We start from the raw sequence: 23745 nt of genomic DNA on the forward strand, positions 1-23745 counted from the left end.
AAATCAGAGGCAGCTCAGCGTGATCGGTGGGGGCGGCGCTGCCGAAGGGGGTGCCGCCCGAGCGCTTCGGGGGAGCGGGTCAGGGGAAGCGCTTCGCGATTGCCGTCGCGATCTCATCTGGTGCGTGTTCCTGAATGAACTGTTGTGCGCGGGGGGAGTTCGACGACCTCGAGATCGGTGAATATCCCGCGCATTCGGGGGAGGTGGGCCTTCGGACGGTAGACCAGGTCCCGCATTCCCCATACCAGCAGGGTCGGCTTGTCGCGGAGGATGGCGGGTACGTCGCGGGAGAGCTGGTCCAGTAGCGGGCGGGCGTCACGAATCTGTTTGGCGATCACGCCGAGTCCCGTGCGGGTCGCCGCGTCGGGCTGCACCAGGCGATAGTGGTCGGCTTCGGCCGTGGTGAGCTTGCGCCCCAGCTCGCCGAGCAGGACGCGTTCCACGAGGAAGTTCCGCTCGAGGACCTGCCGCTGCATGAGGGGGGTGCGGATGAGTCTGCTGAAGATCCGATTCGCCCGCGCTTCGGGTAGCCAGAATGTGGTGTTGCCCAACACGATTCCGCGCAGCCGATCCGCGCGCGGGGAGGCCGCGCCGAGTCCGATGGGTCCGCCCCAATCGTGGCCCATCACAATGAAGTCGTCGAGCCGCAGGTGATCGATCAGCTCGCCCAGGACGGCGGTGTGCTCGGCGACGGTGTAACCGAAATCCGCAGGGCGTTCGGACAATCCGAAACCCAGATAGTCGACGGCGATACAGCGGTACCGGTCGCGCAATTCTTTCACGATGTGGCGGTAGAGGGAACTCCACGCCGGCACGCCATGGCAGAACAGGATCACCGGTCCGGATCCTTCGTCGATGTAGTGCACCCGGCCGGCGGACGAGTCGAACCAGCGGGAGTCGAACGGGTACAGGCTCTTATCGGGTACGAAGTCGATCAGCATGGGAACCTCTCTGCGATTCGGGACGATGACTGATATACCCTGCCTGCGCGGAATCATGTGAATTGTCAATGGTTTCGGTTGTACACGAGCCCGTGCAACTGACGAAGGTGGCGGTTGCACAACATTGGGCAACAATAGGTTTCGCTGTATGCTCACACCACTGGATCCGCAATACGCCGTATAAGCTGTTCATGACGAGTGGGCTGTGATCGTGGTTGTAACAATTTCTACGCCGACGCTTGACGAGTTTCTGGGGAAGTCGGCACAAGAGAGAATCGATTGGGCAAATTCGTCCGAGGGACACACGACGGGAATTCTGGGCAGACTCGAACTCTTCCTTTCATTCGCGCGCCCGCGCACCTGCTTGCCGGGAATGCTGGCGTTCTACCTTTCCTGCAAGTTGCTGGGCCTGGCGATCGGCCTGGACGTATTCATCGGCTTCGCAATAACATTCCTGTACAGCGCGGTCGCGAATCTGTTCAACGGCTACTCGGATGTCGAAGAGGACAACGAGAACCTGCCGGCGCGCCTGTACCTGCTGGGTCTCTACGGCCGTCGGCGACTGCTGCGCAGCGCCTATGCGGTGTGCCTGCTCATGCTGGCCTTGGCGGCCCTGGTGAGCCCGGTTTTCGTGCTGATGACGGTGATCTGCGTCGTCATCGCCCACCAGTACTCGCTGCCGCCGTTTCGGGTGAAGGCGCGACCGGTGGCGTCGATTCTCCTCTTTGCGCTGGATGTCGCCTTCCCGTTCCTGATGGCTCCCGCCATAGCGGAACACGGACCGGCGGTGCTCGGAAATTGGCCGTTCATAATCATGGCCGCATATCTGTTCGCGTGGTTCGCGGCCAAGGGGCTGGTGAAGAACCTGCCCGACTACTACGGCGACAAGAATGCCGGGCTGCTGACCTCGGCGACAATGCACAGCACCCGGCTGCGGGCCGCGGTAGTCGCGGCGACCGGGACGATCATCGTCTATCTGGGTCCGGCGATTCTGGTGGCCAGCGGGCAGTTCGAGGCCAAATACCTGCTGGCTCTGGTGTGGTTTCCGGTCGTCTGTGTGCAGTGCGCGCGAATGATCCTCCGCGACGACAACCACTCGGCGAACAACATGCTCCGTTTCGACATGGTGGTATCGACGGGATACCTGTCGACCTGGATCCTGCTGGCGGATCCATCTCTTTCATCGGCCGCAGTCGTGGCCGGGTCGCTTGTGGTCATTCTCCTGATGGATGCGCTGAAACTCGATACTCGCAGAAAGAAGGATGTTGTGTGATGGATGCGCTGGAAAAGTTGCTGAAGGCGCGTGCGGGTGCGGTGTGGAACGAATATCGCGCGGGCGAAGAGAATGAATACTCCGATGTCCGGCTGGACCTTTCGAATAATGCCCTGCCTTTTGCGCCGTTACCGAGCGTCCGTAAGGCGATAGAGGCCGAAGTGGATCGCGCGGCGGACTATCCATCCGCGGCGTACGGTCCGCTGCGGACGGCGATCGCCGAGTTCGTGGGCTGTGGTCCCGATCAGGTTATCGTAGGGCCGGGCAGTGTGGGCGTGCTCGGCTACGTCCTGCGCCGGATTGCCGGGGACAGCGGCCGGGTCGTCTTCGCGGTTCCGGCCTTCGATGCCTACGAGCGAGTCGTGGCGGAGGCCGGTGGGACGGCAATACCGGTGCCGGGCACGGGGATTCGGTGGCAGCGACTGGATTCGATGGTGGCGGCGGCCGGGGACGATGCGGCCGCGATCCTGATCTGCTCGCCGCACAACCCGACGGGTGAGCAGGTGCGCCCCGAGGAGATCGAGATCGTCCTCTCGGCGGTGCCGCGGCACACGGTCGTCGTCGTGGACGAGGCATATATCGATATCGACCACACCGGCGATGCCGCGGCGGTTCTTCGACTGACTCGTTCGCACTCGAATCTCGTTGTCCTGCGCACCTCCTCGAAAGCCTACGGTCTGGCGGGCCTGCGCGTGGGCTATGCGGTCGGCGACAGCGATCTGATCGGCGCCTGCCGCACCGCTGCCCTGCCCTTCGGTGTGAACCGGCTGGCGGTGGCCGCGGCGATCGCCTCGCTGGATGTGTGCAATGAGCTTGCCGCTCAGGTCGATTCGGTCGTCCGCTGTCGTTCGCTGTTCAGTGCGTCGATGCGCGCGCGTGGGATCGCCGTCCCCGAATCGTGCGGCAATTTTCTCTGGATGCCGATGCGGCACACGGCAGCTCTGGTCGATTGCTGCACCCGATCAGGGATCGCGATACGCGAATATCCGGACCTCGGCGTCCGGATCACTGTGCCCACAGTCGAACACCTGGATGAAGTCGTCGATGTCCTGGTGGATGGATACAGCCGAATGGAGGCAAACGCATGCCACAGATGAATCCGTACCTGGGGGCCGATCTGATGGGGCGGCCCCGGTTCGCGGACGCGCTCGTGGATCGATTGGTCCGAAACAATGTGCGCTACATCTTCGGGATGCCCGCGGAATCGGTGAACTGCCTCGCCGACGCGGTCGCGCGGCGGGACGAGATCGACGTGATCGCGGTTCGCCACGAAAGCGCCGCCTCCTGGATGGCCGTCGGCTACGCACGGGGCTCGGACACCGTCGGGGTGTGCTTCGGCACGGCCGGACCGGGTGCGACGCATCTGCTGCCCGGCGTGTATGACGGGCTGAACGACCGCGTGCCGGTCCTGGCGATATCCGGACAGGTGCACCTGGGCGATATCGGGACGAAATCGTTTCAGGAGATCGAATCCTCGCGGCTGTTCCGAGACGGCACGTGGCGCTCCGCGGACATCATGTCGGCCGACCAGATCGGCGTCTTCGACCAGATACTGCTCTGGATCCGGCTCGAACAGACCTCCGCGCATGTCGCCATCCCCTCGGATCTCCTGATCGCACCGGTCGATTCGGCGGAACAGCCGAGCCCGTATCGGCTGGATCGCAGGAGTGCCACGGCGGTCGACAAGAAGCGCGTCGAAGACCTCGCGGACCACCTGTGCTCGAACCCGACGACGATCGTCCTGGGTTCCGGCAGCGGGGAATCGGTGGATCGCGCCCACCGGCTCGCACACGCATTGGATGCCAGGCTGCTGGCCCTGCCCGAGGCGGGAATCTCGGAGGCGCTGGTCACCCCCGTCGACGACGAGGGATCCGCGGCGGCCGAGGGCGGTGTGCTGCTCATCGGTCGCCGAACCGTCGGCGTACAGCGGTACTTCCCCGCGGCGAAGGTCTTGATCGAGATCACCGATCTCGCCGCGTCCGGGTTCGACGCGCGCTGCCGACGGGTGGGAATCGCCGGTGATGTTCCGGCGATTCTGGAATCCCTGACCTCCGCGGTCTCGAGCCGCAAAGGCCGTCCGGCCCAAGACAACTCGGAGCCGTCGTCCGCGGCGCGGCAGGACCGGGAAGCACCCGCGGGATGGGCGGTGCTCACGCGGCGGCTGGCGGACGCCTCGGTCGCTGTCGACCCCGGACCGATCCAGCGACTGTCGCGCCGATTCCTCGGTGAGCATGCGAATGTCCACAGTGCGTGGAATCTGGAGGCCGAGGGTTCGGCGCTCCCGATGGCCATCGGTCTCGCACTGGCGGCCGGGGATCGATGCTACGCACTGACCGAGCTCGCGGCGCTGGATCAGTACATCGCGGAGCTGTCCACCGCCGCGCGCTACGCGCTTCCGGTCACCGTGGTCTGCGCGGCGGAATCCGGTGCGACGATCCGGGATCTGGCTCAGGCCTTCGGAATACGGGTGCTCTGGGCGGAGAATCCGGATGAGCTGAATGCGGGATTGGCGGAGGCCGATCGGGAGCAGGGTCCGGTCCTGATCTTGACCGCCGCAGTGGAAATGGAACCGGGACCGGCCGCGGAGACGGTGGATGCCGAGGCCGTCCGGTTCGCGAGCGATCTACTCGGCGCGATAGCGGGTCGTGGCGTCGACTCGGTCTATCTGTCCCGAACCGGTCGTGCGCGACTGGGTTCGGTGCATACATCGCCGGACCTCGACGTGCATATCGTCGCCGATACGCAGGCGGCCGCCATGCGGGCGACCGCGGCCTACAAGGCCACCGGGACTCCGGCGTGTGCCGTCGTGACCTCGCCCGCGGAACTGCTCGCACAGCTGAACGGGCTCTACGACGCCGCGTTCGACAGCGCGTCGGTGCTGCTGGTCTCCTTCGAGATCGACCGCTGGTTCCTGGATCCGGTGGACGTGCTGGGGGGAGATCTCGGCGATATCGGTGGTCCTGGACGGCACCGCCGAGGATTCGACGCGCCTGCGCGACGCATTGCTGACCGTGACCGCCGGGGGAAAGGGCGTGACGCACATTCACGTCTCGAGCTCCGCGATATCCGCGGGCAGCAGCGCCGAGCTCGTGGAAAGTATTAGCGCGCACCAGATTCCGACGTCCCTGGTCGGACTTCCCGGTAGCACCATGGCCGCCCACGAAGAGATCGCGCGAGCGGCGAAGCTGCTCGACGCGGCCGAGAATGTCTCGATCGTCGTGGGCCGTGGCGGGGCAGGCGCACGACGCGAACTGCTCGAGCTGGCCGCACGCACCGGAGCCTCGCTCTACTGCACCATGGGGGCACTGGCCGCGAATGTGCTGGGGGAGCACTGCGACGGCCTGGTGGGTACCTCCGGCCATGACGAGGCCATGCAGCACATCCGGCAGAGCGAGCTCGTCGTCCTGGTGGGCGTGTCCTGGCGAGGTTCCGCCTTCGAACTCGTCGGCAACGGTCCGGTGGTCTCCCTCAACGCCGATCCGCTGACCTTCCTTCGCCTCCCGCCGGAATCGGCCGGTCTGCTCGGTGACGCGCGGGCACTGCTGGAGGCCCTGATCGGATGCGTGAACGAACGTGTCCCCGAACGCGTTACCGCCCGGCCCGACACCGCACAGTGCAAGGGGCCGCGGGAAAGCGCGCGGGAATTGCGCGCGGTCACGGCCGCGCAGATCATCGATCATGAGCTCGGGCAAGCCGAGAGAGCATCCACCCTGAGTGTGGATGTCGGTATCAACACGCTGTGGGCGTACCGCCATGTACGGTCCGCATCCCGATACCTGTGGACCGCATCGTTCGCCACCATGGGCTTCGCGGTACCCGCCGCGATGGACGCCGCTGTGCGGAATCCCGACGACATCTCGGTGGCGATTGTCGGCGACGGCGGAATCGGTATCACGCTGGCCGAGCTCCGCAATGCCGCGCAGGCCGAATCGACCACGGTCATAGTCGTTTTCAACAATGGCGCGCTGGCCGCCATCAAGTTCGAGAGCTGGATCATGGGCTGGCCGGACAGCTCGTCGGAATTCGCGCCCTTGGATTTCGCGAGCTTCGCCCGGCATTGCGGGCTGCCCGCGGTGACGGCGCGGACCTCCGAGGAATTCGGGATCGCATTCCGATCCGCGCTGCGCGGCGACGGGCCGACGCTCATCGACGCGCGCATTCCCGCGGTGGAGGCGCCCGCGCTGGCGGGACGCATTCACCTGCGCCAGGTCGTGGGACTCGCATCGGGCTGGCTGCGTGACGGCAAATCCGCGAGAGCAGGCGCTTGGTCGATGGTGAAGGCGGTCGCCGCCGACGCGGCCGTGCAGGCGATGCGTCGCATGGGTCCACGCGAATGAAGTGTCCAGTCAACGAGAGAGGAGGGCTTTGAAATGGCCGGAGCACGTCCTGCCACGCCTCAGGCGATGTTCACGAAAATCGTGCCGCGCTACGACCTGGTCAATTCGATCATGACACTGGGGGGCGACAAGAGGCTGCGCCGCGAGGCGGTTCGCATGCTGCGGCTCGACACCGGTTCCCGGGTACTCGATGTCGCCGCGGGAACCGCCGAGATCGCGTCCGCGCTGGCGGGCGAATATCGATTCCCTATCTCCTATTGGGCCGTCGATCTCAATGAGCAGATGCTGGAAGTGGCGCGGCGCAAGCTGACCAGACTGCGGCACGAGCACCCCCGCAGTGAATGGGACCTCATGCAGGGCAGCGCGGAGGAGCTGACCTTCGAGTCGTCGGCCTTCGATGCCGTCGTCATGTGCTTCGCGCTCGACGATATGGACGACCCGGCGACCGCGCTCGCGGAGACGGTCCGGGTGCTCCGCGACGGCGGGCGCTTTCTCCTGATCGAACTGGCAATGCCGGACAACAGGGTGCTGCTCGAGATCATGAAGCTCCGTTTGCTCGTAACCCGCAAGGTCGCAGGAATTTTCGGTCTGGATCCGGTTGCCCACATGACCGAGGAAGTGGAATCGGATCGCGGCGCGGAATACACGATCACCCGCTGTGAAAGCGCCGGACTGACGTTGGACTCGCAAGCGCGGTACCACGGCGGCTTGGTCCGTGCGTACGTCTTCCGCAAGTAGAAGGATCCTTTATGTCTACCGAATGCCCGCACCTCGGAGCGCCGAAGGTGCACTCCGTCACCAGTCTCACCAGCCGCCGTTTCTCGAATGCTCACCTGCCCGGACCGCCGGGGCATCGCATCATGGGTTCGTACCCCGAGTATTCGAAGGATCGCAACAAGTTCCTGCGGGATTCGGTCCGGCAGTACGGAGACGTCGTCCGAATCAAGCTCCCACTCCGTGACCTCGTCGTACTGGGCAATCCAGAAGACGTGCACAAGGCAATGAGTGACACGTCCGGCGACTACAGCAAGTTCGGGAATTACCATCCTGCTCTGGCGAAGCGGCAGAACGGGCTGTCGTCCATCGAGGGAGAGATCTTCCGGGAGCGTCGCCGAATCGTCAGTCCGCTGGTCACGCGAGACGGCCTGAAGAATACGTTTCAAGCCAATGTCGATGCCTACCTGCAGACCCTCGATACGAACATTGCCGTCGCGACCGACGCCGACGGCGTGACCGATCTGCAAGAGGCGATATTTCAGACGCTCTTGCGAGGCGTGCTCAAGCAGACGTTCACCGAGCCCTTCACTCCCAAGGAGATGGCGGAGCTGCACGAGGGCATGGCGACCTTCACCAAGTTCCTCGGATCGACGCTGAAGATCGCTGATCCGCCGAATCTGGTGCGCCGGTGGGGCCCGTACAACATTCGGCCGTGGACGGTGTACTCCGCAGCGATGATTGTCAAGAATCGCGTTGTCGAGCGGCAGAATTCGCCGGCCCTGGGAACCTATGGCGATGTCCTGGACGGCATGATCCTCGGGTACAAGAAGCTGAAGACCCCGATGACCTTCTGGGACCTCTGCTTCGATGTGGCGACCATGACGAGCGCGTCGTATGGCACCACCGCGGGCGCCATCACCCAGACGGTCGTTCGCACGCTTCTCGACGCCGAGGCGACGGATCGCGCGGTGGACGAGTGCGGGACGGTCGATCTGTCGCAGCCGACCATCGACTCGGTGCGCAGCCTGCGCTGGGTGAAAGCCTGTTTCGAGGAATCGATCCGGATGCAAGGGTTTCCGCTCCTGCTGCGATTCACCGCCACCGGGGCGAACTTCCAAGGGCTCGATATCGCGCCGAACACCATGCTGGGAGCTCCCATCTCGGCGATCCACCGCGATCCGCGCTGGTGGACCGATCCCGACACCTTCGATCCGAATCGGTTCTACGACAAAAGCAAACGGGTGGATCAACCTCGCCTGCTGCACTTCCTCGCGTGGGGCGCGGGCCCGCATCGATGCACCGGCGCCCAACTCGGATACCTGATCGCGCCCTACCTCGTTGCCCTGATATTGAGCCGGTACAAGGTCGAGATTCCGCCGAACTTCGCGCTGCGCGAGGACACCGGGCTGGCGCCGACGATCAAAGGCGGATTCCGCGTTCGATTGACGCGCCGTTAAAACCATTCAGCTGTACAGAAACTGAGAGGACTACGAAAATGGCAGAGCGGTACGATATTGCGGCGCCCATTTACGACGGGACCGCGTGGGTGCTTTCTCTCGGCGGGATCGACAAGCTGCACCCGGCGCTGGTCGCCGGTCTGGACCTGTCCGGCAAGACGGTGGCCGATCTCGGATGCGGTACCGGACTCGCCTTCCCGGCATTGGTCGAGGCGATCGGCCCGTCGGGCCGGGTGATCGGGTTGGACAACAACGCGGCCATTCTCGCCAAGGCGGAGAAGCGGGTGGTGGCCAACGGGTGGAACAATGTGAAGCTCGTGGTCGACGATATCGCGACGACACCCCTGCTCAAGGACGTCGACGTGGTGTTCAGTTGCATTGCGATGAGCTGTGTTCCGGACCCGTCGCAGAAGCTGGACGAGCTGCTCGCGAACCTGAAGCCCGGTACTCAGGTGCGCATTATCGATGCCCTGCCGCGAACGTCCGGATTCGGGTATCCCGTGATCAATGGATACAACTTCCTGAAGTCCTTCATCGTCGGGTCTCACTACAAGAAGCTCGAGCCGTTCGCGCAGGTCTTCACCGAGCAGTTGAACGACGTGGTCATCGACAGCGTGCACGGCGGCATGTACACGCGGCTGACCGGCGTCAAAGGCGTTTAGAACCCTGATGATCGGTGGCGTTGGGAGGTGGTCGACCTGACCGGATATGAACTGGCGGTCGATTGCGGCGAAAAGAAGTTCGGCGACAATCTGGTGCTGGACAATGTGGATATCTCGATCGATCGGGGTGAGTTTCTCGCCGTGCTCGGCCCGAGTGGCAGCGGCAAGTCCACGCTGCTGCGGGTGCTGGCGGGACTGGAGCAGCTGACCTCCGGAACGGTGAGCTGGAATGAGGACGGCGCCCGCCCGCGCACCGGGGTGGTGTTCCAGCAAGCCGTGCTCCTGCCGTGGCTCACCGTGATCGAGAACATCTCGCTGGCAAGGCGATTCACCGCCCATCGTCATGAATTCGACAGTCGGTACCCGGCAACCCTGTTGCGGCGTTTCGGCCTGGACGGCCTGGCGCAGCGGTATCCGAGCGAATTGTCGGGCGGGCAGGCCCAGCGCGTGGCCGTATTGCGGGCGGCCGCGACCAGGCCGCGGCTGCTGTTGCTCGACGAGCCGTTCAGTGCCCTGGACCCGGCGACTCGAATCGACCTACAGCACTGGCTGGCCGAGCTCGTCACCGAGATCGAGGCGACGGTCGTGCTCATCACGCACGACGTCGAGGAGGCGATCGCCTTGTCGGATCGCATCGTGCTGCTCGACCGAGGCAGGATCCGCCGGGAATGGCGGGACGTGCGAACCGGCGGCGAGACCTCGGCGGCGCTCCGCGACGACATTCTCCAGCAGTACCATCCGGACGAGGTTGCGGTTCCTTGACAGAGATTTCGAGACGGCGCCTGTTGGCCGGTGCGACGGGATTGACCGTTGCCGCAGGGCTTTTCGGCTCGGCGGAGCTGGCCCGCAGTGCGGTGACCGCCGGGCGGCGCGAGAGTGCGCTGCGCATCGGGTATCTGCCGATCACCGACGCGTCGCCGCTGCTGATCGCGCATTCGGCGGGCCTCTACTCTGACGCGGTGAGCAGCGGTAAACCCGTATTGTTCCGCAGCTGGGCCGGGCTGGCGGAGGCGTTCGTCTCCCGTCAGATCGATATCGCGCATCTCTTGATGCCGATGGCGCTGCAACTGCGGCGCGTCCTGGGCGCCGGGGTGCGCGTGCTGGGGTGGAATCACACCAATGGCTCGGCGCTCACCGTCGCGCCGGACATCACGGATCTGGAGCAACTGGCGGGATCCCAGGTTGCCATCCCGTTCTGGTGGTCGATCCACAATATCGTTCTGCAGCAGCTGTTGCGGGCGCACGACATCACACCGGTGGTCCGGCGCGGGGCGTCGCGATCCCAACGGACCGTCGAACTCATTGTCATGAGTCCGTCGGATATGGTTCCCGCGCTGGCGAATCGCTCCATCGCGGGGTACGTGGTGGCCGATCCGTTCAATGCCATCGCGCAGATCAAGAAGATCGGGCGAATTCACACCTTCCTGGGCGACGTGTGGCGGGAGCACGCCTGCTGCGTCCTGGTCACCAGGGAGGATGTGATCGCGCAGCGGCCGGCCGCAGTGCAGATGGTCACGGACGCGGTGGTTTCCGCGCAGCTGCGGATCACCGCGGATCGGAATCAGGCCGCCGGTGCGCTGACGTCCGGTAGCTACCTGCCCCAGCCGCTGCCCGCGGTTCGCACGGCGCTCACCTACCCCACGCCGCCCTATCAATTGCGGCACCCCGACTGGTCACCGCACCTCGTGGGTTTTCAGCCGTACCCGTATCCGAGTTTCACCCGGAAGCTCGTCGAGGCAATGCACGACACAGTGGTCGACGGTGACCGCGGGTTCCTTGACGAGCTGGATCCGAACACGGTGCACGCGGGGCTGGTGGACGACAGCTTCGTGCTGAATTCGATTGCCGCACAAGGAGGAACGCGGGCCTTCGGGCTGCCCGCCGACCTTGTCAGAGCTGAACAGGTGCAATTGCTGTGACTTCTACCCTCGTTCGATCGAACCCCGCACGACGCACGGCTCCCCGGTCGGTGCTGGCCAGGGTTTGGCCCGCGGCGACAGCGGTGATTCTCACGGTGCTGCTCTGGTGGCTGGCGACAACGGTATTGTCGCCGGAGCATTCGCTGCTGCGGCAGACCGCGCCGCAACGTGCGTTGCCCGCCATCAGCGAGCTGTATGACCGCGGCGTGCTGATCTCCGATGCGGCGATCAGTTTGTGGCGCTTGGTCATCGGACTGGCCATCGCGATGGTGATCGGTGTGCCGCTGGGTCTGCTGATCGGCCTGAGCACCCGGATCCACAGCGCGGCAACGCCTGTCGTGCAGTTCCTGCGCATAATCTCGCCGCTGTCGTGGACGCCGATCGCCGTCGCGCTGTTCGGAATCGGCAATCAGCCGGTCTATTTCCTGGTCGCGGCCGCGGCCATGTGGCCCATCCTGCTCAACACCGTGTCCGGGGTGCATGCGATCGACCGCGGTTATCTCGACGTGGCGCGGTCTTTTCACGCGACGCGCCTGGAGCAGCTGCGAGTCGTGATCATTCCGGCCGTGCGTGATCACGTCCGGACCGGGCTGCGCCTGGGCCTCGGTACGGCGTGGATCCGCGGAGATGCTCGGGGTCAGATCGGGTCTGGGCTATCAGATCCTCAATGCCCGAGATCAGTTGGCCTACGACCAGGTCGTGGCCATCATCCTCGTCATCGGCGTACTCGGATCCGCGGTGGACTTCGTGGCGAGTCGCCTGCCCGGGCGGACCTTCCGCGATCGTGCGGTCGCCTGAAATCGAAAAGTGAAGGGTGAGTTCATGTCCGAGAAACGGGCGGCGTCGGACCGTCGCTGGTGGGCGCTGCTGGTGCTGTCGATCGCGCAATTGCTCGTGGTCCTGGACGCGACGATCGTGACGATCTCACTGCCTTATGCGCAGGCCGACCTCGGCATCCGCGATGCCGACAAGCAATGGGTGTTCACGGCCTACACACTGATGTTCGGCGGCTTGCTGCTGCTGGGCGGCCGTCTGGCGGACTATGTCGGCCGGCGGCGGATCTTCCTGATCGGCCTGGCCGGATTCACGGTGGCCTCGGCCCTCGCGGGTGCGGCGGTGAACCCCGGCATGCTGTTCGCCGGCCGCGCGCTGCAAGGTCTGTTCGCGGCACTGCTGGCGCCCGCGGCGCTGTCGCTGGTGTCGGTGACATTCACCGCGGCACAGGAGCGGGCCCGGGCCTTCGCGGTCTTCGGAGGCGTGTCCGGCGCGGGGTTCGCGATCGGGCTCATCGGTGGCGGAGCGTTGACGCAGTACGCGTCCTGGCGCTGGTGCCTGCTGGTGAATATTCCGATCGCGCTCGCCACCGCGGCGGCCGCCCTGCTGGTCGTCGTGCGGGATGTGCCGGTCCGGCGGGAGGGCGGCTACGACCTGCCCGGTGTGATCTTCGTGACCGCGGGCCTGGCGAGCGTCGTACACGGATTCAATCGAGCAGCGCAGGCGGGATGGGGCGCGGTCAGCACCGTCGCGCTGCTGGTGGCCGGTGCATGACTGCTGCTGGCCTTCGTCGCCATCGAGGCGCGTGTCGCCAATCCGCTGCTGCCCCTGCGTATCCCGGGTGAGATGAATCGCGGTGGCTCGTTCCTGGTCGCGCTGCTGGTTCCGGTCGCGATGTACGCGGTATTCCTGTTCCTCAGCTACTACTTCCAGCTGACCCTCGGCTATTCGCCCCTGAAGGCCGGAATCGCCTTCCTGCCCTTCCCTTTCGGCATCGTCATCTCCGCGGGCATAGCCAGCAAGTTGTTGCCCCAGCTCGGCCCGCGCGTACTGATGCTGGCCGGTGCGCTACTCGGCGCGGTCGGCCTGATCTATCTGGCGCAGCTACAGATTGGCCAATCCTACTGGGCAGCAGTCCTTCCCGCCGAGATCCTGATAGCGCTCGGCATGGCGCAGATCTTCGTGGCCATGCAAGCCACCGCGCTCTACGCCATCGACGATCGCGACACCGGTGTGGCCAGTGGCCTGTTGAACGCCGTCCAGCAGATCGGCGCCTCGATCGGAACCGCCCTGCTCACCACGATCGCCGTACAGGTCTCCACCCGATACGTCCTCACCCACCCGCCCACCCCGGACCTATCGGCCCGCGCCGCGGTACACAGATACAGCATCGGATTCTATTGGTGTGCAGCCTTTTTCGTGACAGCAGCCATGGTAGTCGCAATCACGATCCGCATCCGGAAGCTGGACCCGATCACCGATCCCGACAGACCGGCGACAATACCGGTCTAACCAACCGCCACCCGCTCGACACGACTCCCCGGCCGGCCAGGGAGCTCGGATATGCCTGACTGTCCGGAATGGCATCAGATGCATTCCGGAGTCCCTTGGTGTGCAGGTCGTTTGGTGGGATTCCCATCCGCGAAAGGTCTCGAAGCGAGTCTCATGAACCCACGCCGTGCCTTTGTTTGTTAACAGCAGGGTTAAGAGTGTCTGTCGATATTTGGCGTTGATCGCGCAGGTACCCGGCGGCGATGCTGGCCAGACGATGTTGAGGCGTCAGCCTCGGCCGAGAACCGGTCATCGCCACCAAGGAGAATCATGAACCTCAACAGCTTCTACACAGTGCTCGGCGTTTCCCGGCTGAGCGAGGCGCGGGACTTCTACACCCGGCTGTTCGGCTTCGAGATCACCTTCGAGGCCGACTGGTACATCGGTCTGCGGCGCAAGGAATACGAACTGGCGCTCCTGGACTACGCCCACCCGACCGTTCCCGAGGGATATCGCCAACCGGCGCAAGGCATCCTGCTCAACGTCGAGGTCGAGGACGTCGACGCGGAATGGGACCGGCTCGTCCATCGCGAAGGCCTGCCGGTAGCTCTGGACATTCGCAGCGAGGACTTCGGACAACGCCACTTCATCGTGGTCGACCCGAACGGCATCCTGATCGATGTCATCACGCCGATCGCGCCCAACGCCGAGTACGCGGAGCAGTACGCAGGCGACTGACGCCATCCGATCTTGATTGTGCCCCACCGGGCCCCGGGGAACTGTGACAACCAGAAGGAGATTCTCATGCGGTTACTAGTCATCGGTGCGAGCGGTTATGTGGGTTCCGCTGTCGCCGAACACCTCTCGTCCCTCGGACATGATATCGTGGCGCTCGAGCGCCGACAACAGCGCGAGTGAGTACGAGACCCGCACGGGAGACCTGACCGACCCTGCGTTGCTGACCGCGGCCGTAACCCCCGACATCGACGCCGTCATCAATCTGGCCACGCCCAGTGGCGATGTGGCCGTCGACGCCGACGAAACCACGCCCACCAATCCGATCCCCATCGTCGGGTACCGCCCCGACATCGAACGTCAAGTCCTCGCGCTGGCCGACACGGGCATCCGAACGGCCGTCATCCGCCCCGGCATCGTCCACGGGCGGGGCGGCGGAATCCCCGCTCTGCTGGTTGATCTGGCCCGAAAGAACGAGGCTCCCGTGCTCGTCGCCGACTCCTCGATCGTGTGGCCCATGGTCCATATCGACGACCTCGCAGACCTTTTCGCCAAGGTCGTCGATGCGGCCCCGGCAGGTTCGGTCTGGCATGCGATCAGTCAGCCCGCCGTCCCGGTCGCCGACCTGGCCGTGGCCGCGGCCCGGGCGGCCGGCGTCTCCGGTGAAACCGAGGTCTGGCCCCTGGACCGGGCCCGAGCCGAACTGGGCGAGCCCTTCGCCGACGCCCTGGCCCTCAGCCAGACCGTCACCGGTCAGGCCGGAATCGACCAGCTGAACTGGGAACCCAAGGGCCCCGACGTCATATCGGACCTGACCGCCGTTTCCTACCGCTGATCAGCTCGACGACGGGGCGCAGACCATGGAGCGTCGCTCAGATCGCTGATCACTGTCGCGAATGCGCGTACCGGCTCGCTCTCGGTCCGCCACACCACCGCGTAGGGCAGCGGCGGCATATCGGTGCCGGAGCTCCCACTGCGGGTGCCGACGGCGGAACTCGGCCCAATACAGGCGCCGCAACTACCGACAACCCTGTTGGTCCGCGCGATGCGCGCGGCCGTGGAGGTGAACAAATGACCTGGCGTTCCAAACCCTGTTTGTACCAGGAACAAGAAAAGACTGTTTCCCACCGAATTCCCGAGGCAGCAGGATCGCATGGCACCCCTACCCACCTACACGAGGAGCTCGGCATGCGTACCACCACCGAGGTCATGGACCGATTCAACCGCGCGTTCATCGATCGTCTCCCGGAACTGCTCGACGATCTTGTCGACGACGACTGCGTCATGGAGTCGGTGCAGCCCGCACCGACGGGTGAGCGGGTTGTGGGCCGCGAGGCCTGCCTGCTGTTCTGGAAGACCCTGGTCGACGATACCGCCACTCAGTTCCAGCCACAGGAGGTGATCGTCGCGGGCGACCGCGCGACTATCCGTTGGCAGTACCGCTTCGGCGCGGGCGAGAACGACTGGGTCGAGGGCGTCAACCTCATGCGCGTCCGCGACGGCCGGATCGTCGAGGCCCTCGGCTACAGCAAGACCACCGGCGATATCCCCCTCGCCACCGACTGAGGATTGGGCGACCGCTCGACCCTGACCCGCTTCACCCAAGGAGAACCGAATGGCCTTCTCGGCCACCGTTTTCATAGGTACCAGCCTCGACGGCTACATAGCTCGCGTCGACAACGACATCGAATGGCTGACCTCACGCGGCGAGAAAGCCGGGGATCTCGGCTTTCTCGAGTTCCTCGACTCGGTCGACGCCGTGATCATGGGCCGCAACACCTACGACAAGGTCATCGGATTCGGTGCGGAGAACTGGCACTACGGCAACCGCCACGTCGGCGTGCTCAGCACCACCCTGCCCGAGGACGCCGATCCACGCATCACCGTCTACCGCGACTTCGACAGCATGATCGCCGACCTCGAAGCACGCGAAATCGCACACGTCTACCCCGACGGCGGCCGCCTGATCCAAAGCTTCCTGCGTGCCGGCCGCGTCGACAATTTCATCATCAGCGTCGCTCCGGTGCTGATCGGAGCCGGCTTCCGCCTCTTCGGCGAACTTCCCGAAGATGTCTCGTTGCACCTGGACTCTGCAGCGGACCTCGGTGGCGGCTTCGCGCAGCTGCGCTACACAGTGGAAAAGACCCATCGGAAATAGGCATGAGCGCACGCCGGAACAATTGCCTGAACTGGGCAAATGATGCTCCCGGCTGTGCCCTCGGCGGGGCACGATATAGATGGGAACAGTACCGACCAGCATCTTCTTGCTGGTCGGCTGGTGATTGAAGCTGAATTCGACCTGAGTAGTGGCAAACGGTAACGGCCGGCTCTCCGGCGCCGACCTGCTGCTGTGGGATGCGTGCCGCGTTCCGCGCTGTTCGGATCGGCCGACCGGGCCGGCCGAAGGTTTGTACTCGCCGAGGTCATCCCAAGCGCTGTGACTGGTTGGTCACGCACCGTTGTGATGGAGTGTCCACATGCAGGAGGAAGACGGCCCCCCTCGTTCCTATGGGCCCACGCGCCGGGTCATGGTGAACGGACGTGAGATCACCGATGTGACCGAGCTCAGCGAACGCGAGTACCTCCGGCTGTTCACCGGACGGCCGGGCATGTATATCGGCTACGAGTCTGTGCGGGGCGCGGTGAGCTTCCTGAACGGCTACGACTTCGCTGTCCGTCACCATGGCGGGCAGGGTCTGAATGGCTTTCGAGAGTGGCTACTCGCCAACCATGTACGCCGCGAAAGCAGCCTCGCCTGGTGGGCTCTGATCGAAGACATCGCACTGCCGGACAAAGAGTTCGGCACCGACCGCACCCCGGAACAGGAAGCGCGCCTACTGGCGACGATCTTCGAACTGCTCGATACCTTCTTCGCTGAGCGTGAGACGGCAGCGTGGAACGTTCGGTTCTGCCATACAACGCTGATCGAACCCGCCAGGGGATAGGTTTCGATAGGCCATCCTGGGTGGATGGATTCGGACGGCCTTGTCGCGATCGAGTTGTCGAACGATGAGCGTGAGGTGCTGCGCCACGGGCTGGGAGAGTGGGGCGGCCCGGCTCATTGCAGTGACGTGCTGGCGGTCGCGATGGGCTTCGAGAGCGTGATGGACCTGCACGAGCAAGGGCGCCGACTGCGCTCGGCGTTGATCGCGAACGAGCCACTGAGCGCCCGGGACTGGCGTCGAACCCTGGTGGCAACCGAATTCGTCTTCGCCAGCGATATCTTCGGGGCCGACGTGGATTGGTCGATCACCACGGGGTACTCGGACGAGCAGACCATCACAATCCTTCGCGCACTGCAGAGGAAGCTGGGCCGTGCACTGCATCAAGCCTTGTACGGCCATCGCTGACCCACGTATCCGATAATTCTCCTGCGTGCACAACCGATCGAGTTGTCCTATCCTGCCGCTATGCCCACGATCATGATCACGAACCCCGCATGCGGACAGGGGTTTCGCCGTGTGGGTCGAGCGGGCGCGAATCAGGGGATTCTGTGTTGAGTGAGAGTGAGTTGCGAGCGCTGGTCTTCGGGGGTGCGACGTTCATGGATGTGCTGGAGTGCGTGTCCGGGCGAGAGCACCCTGAACCGCTGCGGCCCACCCGAGTTCTGTGGATTCTTCAACGGGAGTGTGGCATTTCGTTCGTCGAAACCAGGAGGCTTTTTGGGTATTTCGGACCTGATATGACGCTGAAGGTCGATACCGATCTGATCAACGAGCGCTGGCGGTTGATCCTGGATGAGCTAGCCGATTCTTAGGTACACATCGAGCGAGAGCCCCATGCAGACCATCCGCTTTTGCCTGCTTACAACGCGGCCTGAAGAAGCCAAGCCGAGGACCGAAGCGCTGGACAAGGAAGGTCGCGGTTCATCAACGAAACATCCGCTCATGGTTACCGTGCGCTTGGGCGCATGGACTCGGGTTGGTGCGGCTACAGTACCACTGGACACGCGGAAGAGGCTGCCTCCCGCTGCGATGCGCGGGAGGCAGCCCCCTTTTTCTCTGGAGGCTACTTCGGGGCGGAGAAGACGATCGACCCTGAGCTGCCCGACCCGCCCGAGCCGCTGGCGCTACCTGAGCCCAAGCCCTTGAAGAGCACGGTGAGCAGTTCGGTGGCGGTTGAACCGGCTGAGGTCGGCTTTTCCTTCGCTGGGGGCGAGGTGGTTTCGGTGGCAGAAGCGACGCCGGTCGCACCGAGGATTAGGCCGGCGGCCACGGCAGTCACACCCAATACACGCATTTTTCGCATTGAAACTCCTGAATCAAATGAATAAGCTGTTATTCTGCCGACGGGAATCGGCAGCACGCTCGATTAGCGAGCGCAACGGAGAGTGCTGACAGGCATTTCTGGTCTGGACGGATAGTTTTCTGCGGTCGGTGTTTGCTCTCACCGTCCTGTCATTTGTCGTAGGCGCCTGCGGCGGCGCGTACTTGGCCGACGTAGACGGTGGAGTGGTTGTAGGCCAGGATGGCTCGTCGCCAGCCTTGTGCGGTGGCTAAGTCGCCGCCTGCCGCGCACAAGTAGCGTGCTGCGGCCAGCGCCGCATCATCCAGATTGTCGGGGCTTCCCGAGAGAGCGCTGCTCGCAACGGGTTTGCCGCCTTCGAGGGCGCTGGCGAGGGTGTTGTAGTCGGCGCTGGCGCGTACACCCCAGCGTTTCCACGTGTCGGGGATGAACTGGAACGGGCCCATCGCGCGGGCATAAACGGTGCGTCCGGCCTTGGCGGTGGCGTCGGGGTCGATGATTCGTGCGTTGCCGTTCGTGCCGTTCAGCGGCACTCCGCGGATGGTTGGTCGCACCAGGCCGTCGGCACCCACAGTCGCACCACCGAATCGGGCGTGATTGCTTTCAACGCGCGCGATCCCGGCCAGGGTGGTCCACCCGAGGTGGCAGTCTGGTTGTGCTTTCGCCATGACAACCGTCGCGTACCCGTAGGCCTGCAGGGCTCGCGCCGGAATCTTGTACTTCTCGGCGCGCGCTCGTGCCCAGTCGCCGAGCGGGTCGAGTTTGTGCTCGACCGCGTCGAGTCGGATCACAGGGACGGGATCCCCGGTGCTTGGTGGCGCGAGTTCGGGAAGTCGTTCGGTCCTGCCTGCGGTTCCACCGCATCCTGCGACGGTCATCGATATCAGCAGGGCCAGACCAGCGGTCACAATGGTGATGGCGGGTGTGGATGAGTGCGTCCTCATGCGTCGAATCCCCTTGGTGCAAGCGTTCTTCGGGCCACCGTCGGCTACCGGCAAGAGGGTGTGGTTGACGGTTTGGTGGTGGTCGGTTTGGGCTTGGTGGTGGAGGGTTTCGGTGCGGTGGTGGTTGATTGGGGTGTGGTGGTAGTCGGTCGGGTTGTCGTCGTTTTCGGCGGCTTCCGCGTAGTGGTGGTCGTGCAGGGGGCGGACGTCGTCGTTTCCGGCGTGGTTGTGGTTGCAGTGGTGTTCTGCGGTTGTGTGGTCTTCGGGGGCGTGGTTGTCGTGGAGGGGACGACTGTCACGGTGACGGTTTTCGTTGTGGTGACCGGATCTTGGGTGGGAGGCACCCAGGGTTGCTCGTATGTCCCTCCGCCGCCTGGCTGGATAGAGGGCGCGGTGAAGCCGGCACTGATGCTGATGCTGCTGGGCGGGGCTTCGGTGGTGACCGTGGTGTCGGTGGTGGGGGCCGGTTCGGTGGTGGTGGTTTCGGTGTATGTCGGGTCGCTGGTGACGGTTTCGGTCACGATGCTCGTGTCGGTTGGGAAGATGTCGGTTGCGACGGGCGTTTCCGTGGCGAGGGGATCGGTGAAGGGGTCGCCGGGAATGGGCACATCGCTGGGTGTTGTGAGCGGGCTGGTGCTGGTGTCGCTGGTCATGGTCGACCAGAAATCGGCGGGGAGGTAGTCGGTGGTGGAGGTGTCGGAGTACTCGTCGGTGTACTCGTAGGACTCGTTCGTATTGCCGACTTCGTCATCGGACTTCACTTGCGTAGCGATCACGACACCGATGACGGTAGTGATCACCGCAGCGGTGGCTGCTGCATGCGGCAGGTATCGATGAACGTCGCGCGCTGCGAAGTGTCGGGTAATCCACTGCGATCGCCCCGAACCCGGTGTTACGGACCGCTCCGCCGAAGGATCTTCCGGATCCTCGTCAGCAGATGCTTCTTCGCTGTCTTCGGAGGTCTCCTCTTCGGACGACTCGTTCTCCGTGTCGTCGTCATCAACGTCCTCGTCTCCGGACTCTTCCTCGATGACCCCGTCGTCGTGCAGGCCGTCTTGCGGGAGTTGGAAGACATCGGTCGGGTCGGGATCTGCGAGGTCGCCGATCCTGGGAAGCAGTTCCGTAGGAGCATCCGCTAGACCGTCGGGTGTGTCGGTGAGATCCGGAAGATCGAGTTCGACTTGATTGGGTTCGTTGTTGTCCGATGTGCGCACCAGAATTTGCTTTCTCTCCGCGATCAGCGACCACACCCGGCGATCCGAATCCAGCGCCGATCAAGCGTCCACGCGCCGCATTTGGCGATACGTTCGCCGACCTGGCTGGTGCGGTTTAGCGGCCCTGACCCCGCCTCCGCTATTTCCGAACTGCCTCGGCGCAGCGTCAGGAACCGGTCACCAGCCCTCGGATGAATCGCCCAAGGACTCCGGCCACCACCGTTTCCGCCGAAGAGCCGGTGCTTTCTTGGGCCTCCTCCTCGCTCGACGACGATCCGCTGGTGGACGGACCCGTGAACGAGGACCCACCGGTCGACGATCCGCTACTGGAGGATCCCGTCTCCTTGGAGTCGATCGGCTGCGACTGCGTAGGCGTCGGATTCGCGGCCTCGAGTGTCGCCGGCTCTGCCGCTGCGACAGTGGTCGGCAGCATCAGCGCTCCGGCCACAGCGGTAGCGATAAGTCCTCCATGTACAACATTGGATGTGCGCATTGAGCATCTACCTTTCATCGTGACTCCAGTCACGAAAGAGTTTGGAAGAATTGCCGAGATGGCAGAAAGTCCTTGCCGGAGATGTTGTCCCAGGCATCTCCGGCAAGCGGAAGGGGACGCTGCCAGATGAGGAACTAGGGTGATGGCAGGTACCCGACGAGGGGTGTACGGATCGTTCTCTTTTCCCAACTGGATTGGATATCGCGCAGAGTGTCCAGGTGCAACCAGAAGGTTTCGCACGCTCTATGGTACGGGGGACGGCCGATGGCAAATATCCTGTGACCTCCTCTGTGCACCGGCGTGGAGGCCAAGCGATTCGGGGATTCTTCCCCGTGATCGTCTACACGGTTTGGCGAAGTTGCCGCCCCGGTGGCGTTCCACCCGCGTGACGGCATGTGGTGGCGCGGCCGGAGCCGGCTACGAGCACAAATAACCATGTCTTCCCTCGAATTGCGACATCCGCCGGACGGACGCCAACACGCTTGCCTACCGCGGCCATTCCTGCCCGGAGCCGCGGCTACCCGCACGACGCAACCGGTGGAGCCTTACAGCGCCTTCCCAGCGGCCTCATGACAGTTCGTCGTGACACGCACTGTGCGAGAAAGGGTTTGCCGTCGCAAACCCGGCACCCGACCAGGCACCCAACCCCCGCGAGTTGAGCGACTAGGTAGCAAACATCCCTATGGGCAACGAAATGGCCAATGAGTACGACTATTGCCAGATAACACTCTCGAAAGCCCCGTCCTGGCCCGGGCGATGCTCCTGCTTCTTCCTCAGTAGCAATCAAGTCGCAATTTTCGGTTTCAGTGGCACGTTTTGCGCCGGAGTCGTGCTGACGCGCACAGTGGAACGCCCTGCAAGTCGGCATTTTTCATACACAAGGGACGGGGACGCGAGACGAGGTCGTCCAGTCGGCAGTGACACAAGATGTCACGGCGCTGCCGGTCCACACCGCCTCGCCCGCGGGCCCGCACCACGGCCATTGATGAAGATTCGCGAGATAAGCGCCCCTGGATTACGGCAGGTTTGCCATCTGGCCGGTGGGGTGCTCGGGCCACTGCCTTTGCATCACCTCACCCGGTAGCGGCGGTGCTTTTGCCAGAGCGGCGGCCCATCCTCCGGATGGGGCTGCGTCCCATTGGGTAAGGCTCTGAACTGCTGAAGTAGCACCGATACTCGGCGTTCCCGAGGCGGAGTTTCGCCGTAATGGCTTTAAGGTTTCATTGGGGTGAACAACCAGGAAACGAATCCACTGTGACGATCATCATAGTTTCAAACCGGCATTCCGTCACGTATGTGTTTCACATCGCATGTTCGATTGCGACGCCGTGAATTCGCTAGGGGGATGAAACTTTGCTACGCGCAGTGCCTTTCACTTCCTTGGCAGGTATCAGGCTCCGCGAGAGTTGTTAGTGAGGTCGCTGTGCAGCGCACTGCGCATTCGTCGCCCGATCCTGCACGTCGGTCGTCGCCCTGCCCGCATCTTCGTTCGATCCCCGCTGTCAGGGAACGCCGAGGACCCGGCGGGCTCGCGTGGGTGGTCGACCGGCCAGAAGTTGGGATCTACCTGCGTCGCCGCCGTGAAGCGTTGGGGCTGACCCAGGAGGAAGTCGCCACCGCGGCGTCAGCGACCCTGTCCTCGTTGCGCAAGTGGGAGGCGGGATTACGCAACCCCAGCGTCGAGGCCCTGGAGGCGTGGTGCCGCGTATTGGATCTACCGGATTGGTTGCTGCGCAAAGTCACCTCGCTGGTGCTCAACGGGTTGGACCCCCTTCGGACCCCGGCTTCACCGTCGGCTGTCGATGCCGACGATCTGGACCACCTGGCGATCGTCCCGAGCCCCGCCTACTTCGTCAGTTTCCCGCATTTGGACGTGTTGGCAGCCAACCCTGCCGCACGTCGCTTGATTCCCAGTCTCATTCCAGTACAGCCTGATTCACCCAGGCCCGCCAATCTCGTCGAATGGATCATGTCCGAACCCGCGCGAGAGTTGCTGGTCAACTGGGAGACCGTGGCGACCCGACTCATCTTCCTGTTACGAACGATGGGGCCGGGGCTTGTCCCGCCCGAGCGGCTCAACGAGATCTTCAATGTCTGCTACGCCCAGGCGCCCAAGCAGTTCACGCGATTCTTCTGCACGGATCTGAGCAAGGCCGAGTCCAACGCCGACTTGATGCTCATCCGGCACTCTGCGACGGGTGCGATCGAGCAGCACACCTACCGGTTCCAGCGCTCGGTGCAGCCGATTCGCCCCTACGAACAGCTCCAGATCGTCACCCGACGCAGGGCCCTTCGCTGAATCGACGACGGCCAGGTAACGCTTCGTCATCCCGCTCCGGACACGACGGAGCCCGGAGCGCATAGCCAACCAGGCAATGCTTCGATGCGGTAGCGAAAGCCCTCACGGCAAAAAGCGGCACATCCGTATCGCGGCAATGAGATTGCAGTGGGCCTCGAAGCCATCCATACACCTGTCGCATCCCCGCTTGTCGGCGACCTCGTTGATTTGTGGGGACTGCTGCACCGATGGGTGAAATCTGTCA

Annotated in this window: 23 protein-coding genes and 2 pseudogenes; 21 read left to right on the forward strand and 4 right to left on the reverse strand. The window is 64.0% G+C overall.

Annotated elements, in window-relative coordinates:
- Positions 1-79: 79 nt before the first annotated feature.
- Positions 80-941 (reverse strand): annotated as a pseudogene (locus NC4_RS37945) (alpha/beta fold hydrolase).
- A 205-nt stretch (positions 942-1146) separates the two neighbouring features.
- On the opposite strand from NC4_RS37945, the gene NC4_RS37950 reads away from it, so the two are divergent.
- The 20 genes and pseudogenes from NC4_RS37950 to NC4_RS38035 all read left to right on the forward strand — a co-directional run bounded on the left by NC4_RS37950 (position 1147) and on the right by NC4_RS38035 (position 18063).
- Positions 1147-2214, forward strand: a complete 1068-nt coding sequence (locus NC4_RS37950) for a UbiA family prenyltransferase (protein WP_157555471.1) — start codon at positions 1147-1149, stop codon at positions 2212-2214.
- On the forward strand, positions 2214-3311 hold the full coding sequence (locus NC4_RS37955) for an aminotransferase class I/II-fold pyridoxal phosphate-dependent enzyme (protein ID WP_067549236.1): 1098 nt from the start codon (positions 2214-2216) through the stop codon (positions 3309-3311). The genes NC4_RS37950 and NC4_RS37955 overlap by 1 nt, the downstream gene beginning before the upstream one ends.
- Positions 3299-5317 carry a thiamine pyrophosphate-binding protein gene (locus tag NC4_RS37960; protein WP_084530177.1) on the forward strand — a complete coding sequence of 673 codons (2019 nt, stop codon included), beginning with the start codon at positions 3299-3301 and terminating at the stop codon, positions 5315-5317. The genes NC4_RS37955 and NC4_RS37960 overlap by 13 nt, the downstream gene beginning before the upstream one ends.
- Positions 5318-5363: 46 nt before the next feature.
- Entirely contained in the window at positions 5364-6551 is a 1188-nt protein-coding gene (locus NC4_RS37965) for a thiamine pyrophosphate-dependent enzyme (protein ID WP_067549242.1), read from the forward strand.
- Between the two features lie 66 nt (positions 6552-6617).
- Positions 6618-7289 (forward strand): class I SAM-dependent methyltransferase, encoded by a 672-nt coding sequence (locus NC4_RS37970; protein WP_067549246.1) that lies wholly within the window; start codon positions 6618-6620, stop codon positions 7287-7289.
- A gap of 11 nt (positions 7290-7300) precedes the next feature.
- The gene (locus tag NC4_RS37975; RefSeq protein WP_084530179.1) at positions 7301-8725 is read left to right on the forward strand and encodes a cytochrome P450; all 1425 of its coding nucleotides are present in this window, start codon (positions 7301-7303) and stop codon (positions 8723-8725) included.
- A gap of 38 nt (positions 8726-8763) precedes the next feature.
- Positions 8764-9387, forward strand: coding sequence for a class I SAM-dependent methyltransferase (locus tag NC4_RS37980; protein WP_067549251.1), 624 nt, complete (start codon positions 8764-8766; stop codon positions 9385-9387).
- A 36-nt stretch (positions 9388-9423) separates the two neighbouring features.
- The gene (locus tag NC4_RS37985; protein ID WP_067549306.1) at positions 9424-10149 is read left to right on the forward strand and encodes an ABC transporter ATP-binding protein; all 726 of its coding nucleotides are present in this window, start codon (positions 9424-9426) and stop codon (positions 10147-10149) included.
- Entirely contained in the window at positions 10146-11306 is a 1161-nt protein-coding gene (locus NC4_RS37990) for an ABC transporter substrate-binding protein (protein WP_067549254.1), read from the forward strand. The genes NC4_RS37985 and NC4_RS37990 overlap by 4 nt, the downstream gene beginning before the upstream one ends.
- 50 nt (positions 11307-11356) lie before the next feature.
- Positions 11357-12104, forward strand: a pseudogene (locus tag NC4_RS37995) (ABC transporter permease).
- Between the two features lie 24 nt (positions 12105-12128).
- Positions 12129-12854 carry an MFS transporter gene (locus NC4_RS43785; protein ID WP_245722206.1) on the forward strand — a complete coding sequence of 242 codons (726 nt, stop codon included), beginning with the start codon at positions 12129-12131 and terminating at the stop codon, positions 12852-12854.
- A 72-nt stretch (positions 12855-12926) separates the two neighbouring features.
- Positions 12927-13592 carry an MFS transporter gene (locus NC4_RS43790; protein ID WP_245722207.1) on the forward strand — a complete coding sequence of 222 codons (666 nt, stop codon included), beginning with the start codon at positions 12927-12929 and terminating at the stop codon, positions 13590-13592.
- A gap of 309 nt (positions 13593-13901) precedes the next feature.
- Positions 13902-14309: a VOC family protein gene (locus tag NC4_RS38005; protein WP_067549257.1), complete on the forward strand. Its 408-nt coding sequence runs from the start codon at positions 13902-13904 to the stop codon at positions 14307-14309.
- A gap of 66 nt (positions 14310-14375) precedes the next feature.
- Positions 14376-14489, forward strand: a complete 114-nt coding sequence (locus NC4_RS45005; protein WP_157555473.1) for an NAD-dependent epimerase/dehydratase family protein — start codon at positions 14376-14378, stop codon at positions 14487-14489.
- Positions 14449-15141, forward strand: a complete 693-nt coding sequence (locus tag NC4_RS38010) for a Rossmann-fold NAD(P)-binding domain-containing protein (protein ID WP_157555474.1) — start codon at positions 14449-14451, stop codon at positions 15139-15141. Before NC4_RS45005 ends, NC4_RS38010 begins: the two co-directional genes overlap by 41 nt.
- Positions 15142-15494: 353 nt before the next feature.
- Positions 15495-15872 carry a nuclear transport factor 2 family protein gene (locus tag NC4_RS38015; protein ID WP_067549263.1) on the forward strand — a complete coding sequence of 126 codons (378 nt, stop codon included), beginning with the start codon at positions 15495-15497 and terminating at the stop codon, positions 15870-15872.
- 49 nt (positions 15873-15921) lie between these two features.
- Positions 15922-16464, forward strand: a complete 543-nt coding sequence (locus NC4_RS38020) for a dihydrofolate reductase family protein (protein ID WP_067549267.1) — start codon at positions 15922-15924, stop codon at positions 16462-16464.
- 319 nt (positions 16465-16783) lie between these two features.
- On the forward strand, positions 16784-17251 hold the full coding sequence (locus NC4_RS38025) for a hypothetical protein (protein WP_157555475.1): 468 nt from the start codon (positions 16784-16786) through the stop codon (positions 17249-17251).
- A 24-nt stretch (positions 17252-17275) separates the two neighbouring features.
- Positions 17276-17656: a hypothetical protein gene (locus tag NC4_RS38030; protein WP_067549273.1), complete on the forward strand. Its 381-nt coding sequence runs from the start codon at positions 17276-17278 to the stop codon at positions 17654-17656.
- A 194-nt stretch (positions 17657-17850) separates the two neighbouring features.
- Entirely contained in the window at positions 17851-18063 is a 213-nt protein-coding gene (locus NC4_RS38035; protein ID WP_157555476.1) for a hypothetical protein, read from the forward strand.
- 251 nt (positions 18064-18314) lie between these two features.
- Here NC4_RS38035 and NC4_RS40865 read toward each other — a convergent pair whose 3' ends face one another.
- The 3 genes from NC4_RS40865 to NC4_RS38045 all read right to left on the reverse strand — a co-directional run bounded on the left by NC4_RS40865 (position 18315) and on the right by NC4_RS38045 (position 20745).
- Complete coding sequence (locus NC4_RS40865) at positions 18315-18554, reverse strand: hypothetical protein (protein ID WP_157555477.1); 240 nt, start codon at positions 18552-18554, stop codon at positions 18315-18317.
- Positions 18555-18703: 149 nt separating this feature from the next.
- Positions 18704-19342 (reverse strand): lysozyme family protein, encoded by a 639-nt coding sequence (locus NC4_RS38040; protein ID WP_245722208.1) that lies wholly within the window; start codon positions 19340-19342, stop codon positions 18704-18706.
- A 197-nt stretch (positions 19343-19539) separates the two neighbouring features.
- A complete protein-coding gene (locus tag NC4_RS38045) occupies positions 19540-20745 on the reverse strand; it encodes a hypothetical protein (protein WP_067549283.1) in 1206 nt (401 codons plus the stop codon).
- A gap of 1994 nt (positions 20746-22739) precedes the next feature.
- Between NC4_RS38045 and NC4_RS38050 the strand changes: the two genes are divergently transcribed.
- Positions 22740-23501: a helix-turn-helix domain-containing protein gene (locus tag NC4_RS38050; protein WP_169814944.1), complete on the forward strand. Its 762-nt coding sequence runs from the start codon at positions 22740-22742 to the stop codon at positions 23499-23501.
- Positions 23502-23745 lie beyond the last annotated feature (244 nt).

Source organism: Nocardia crassostreae (assembly GCF_001613405.1).
In the GTDB taxonomy this organism is placed as follows: Bacteria; Actinomycetota; Actinomycetes; order Mycobacteriales; family Mycobacteriaceae; genus Nocardia; species Nocardia crassostreae.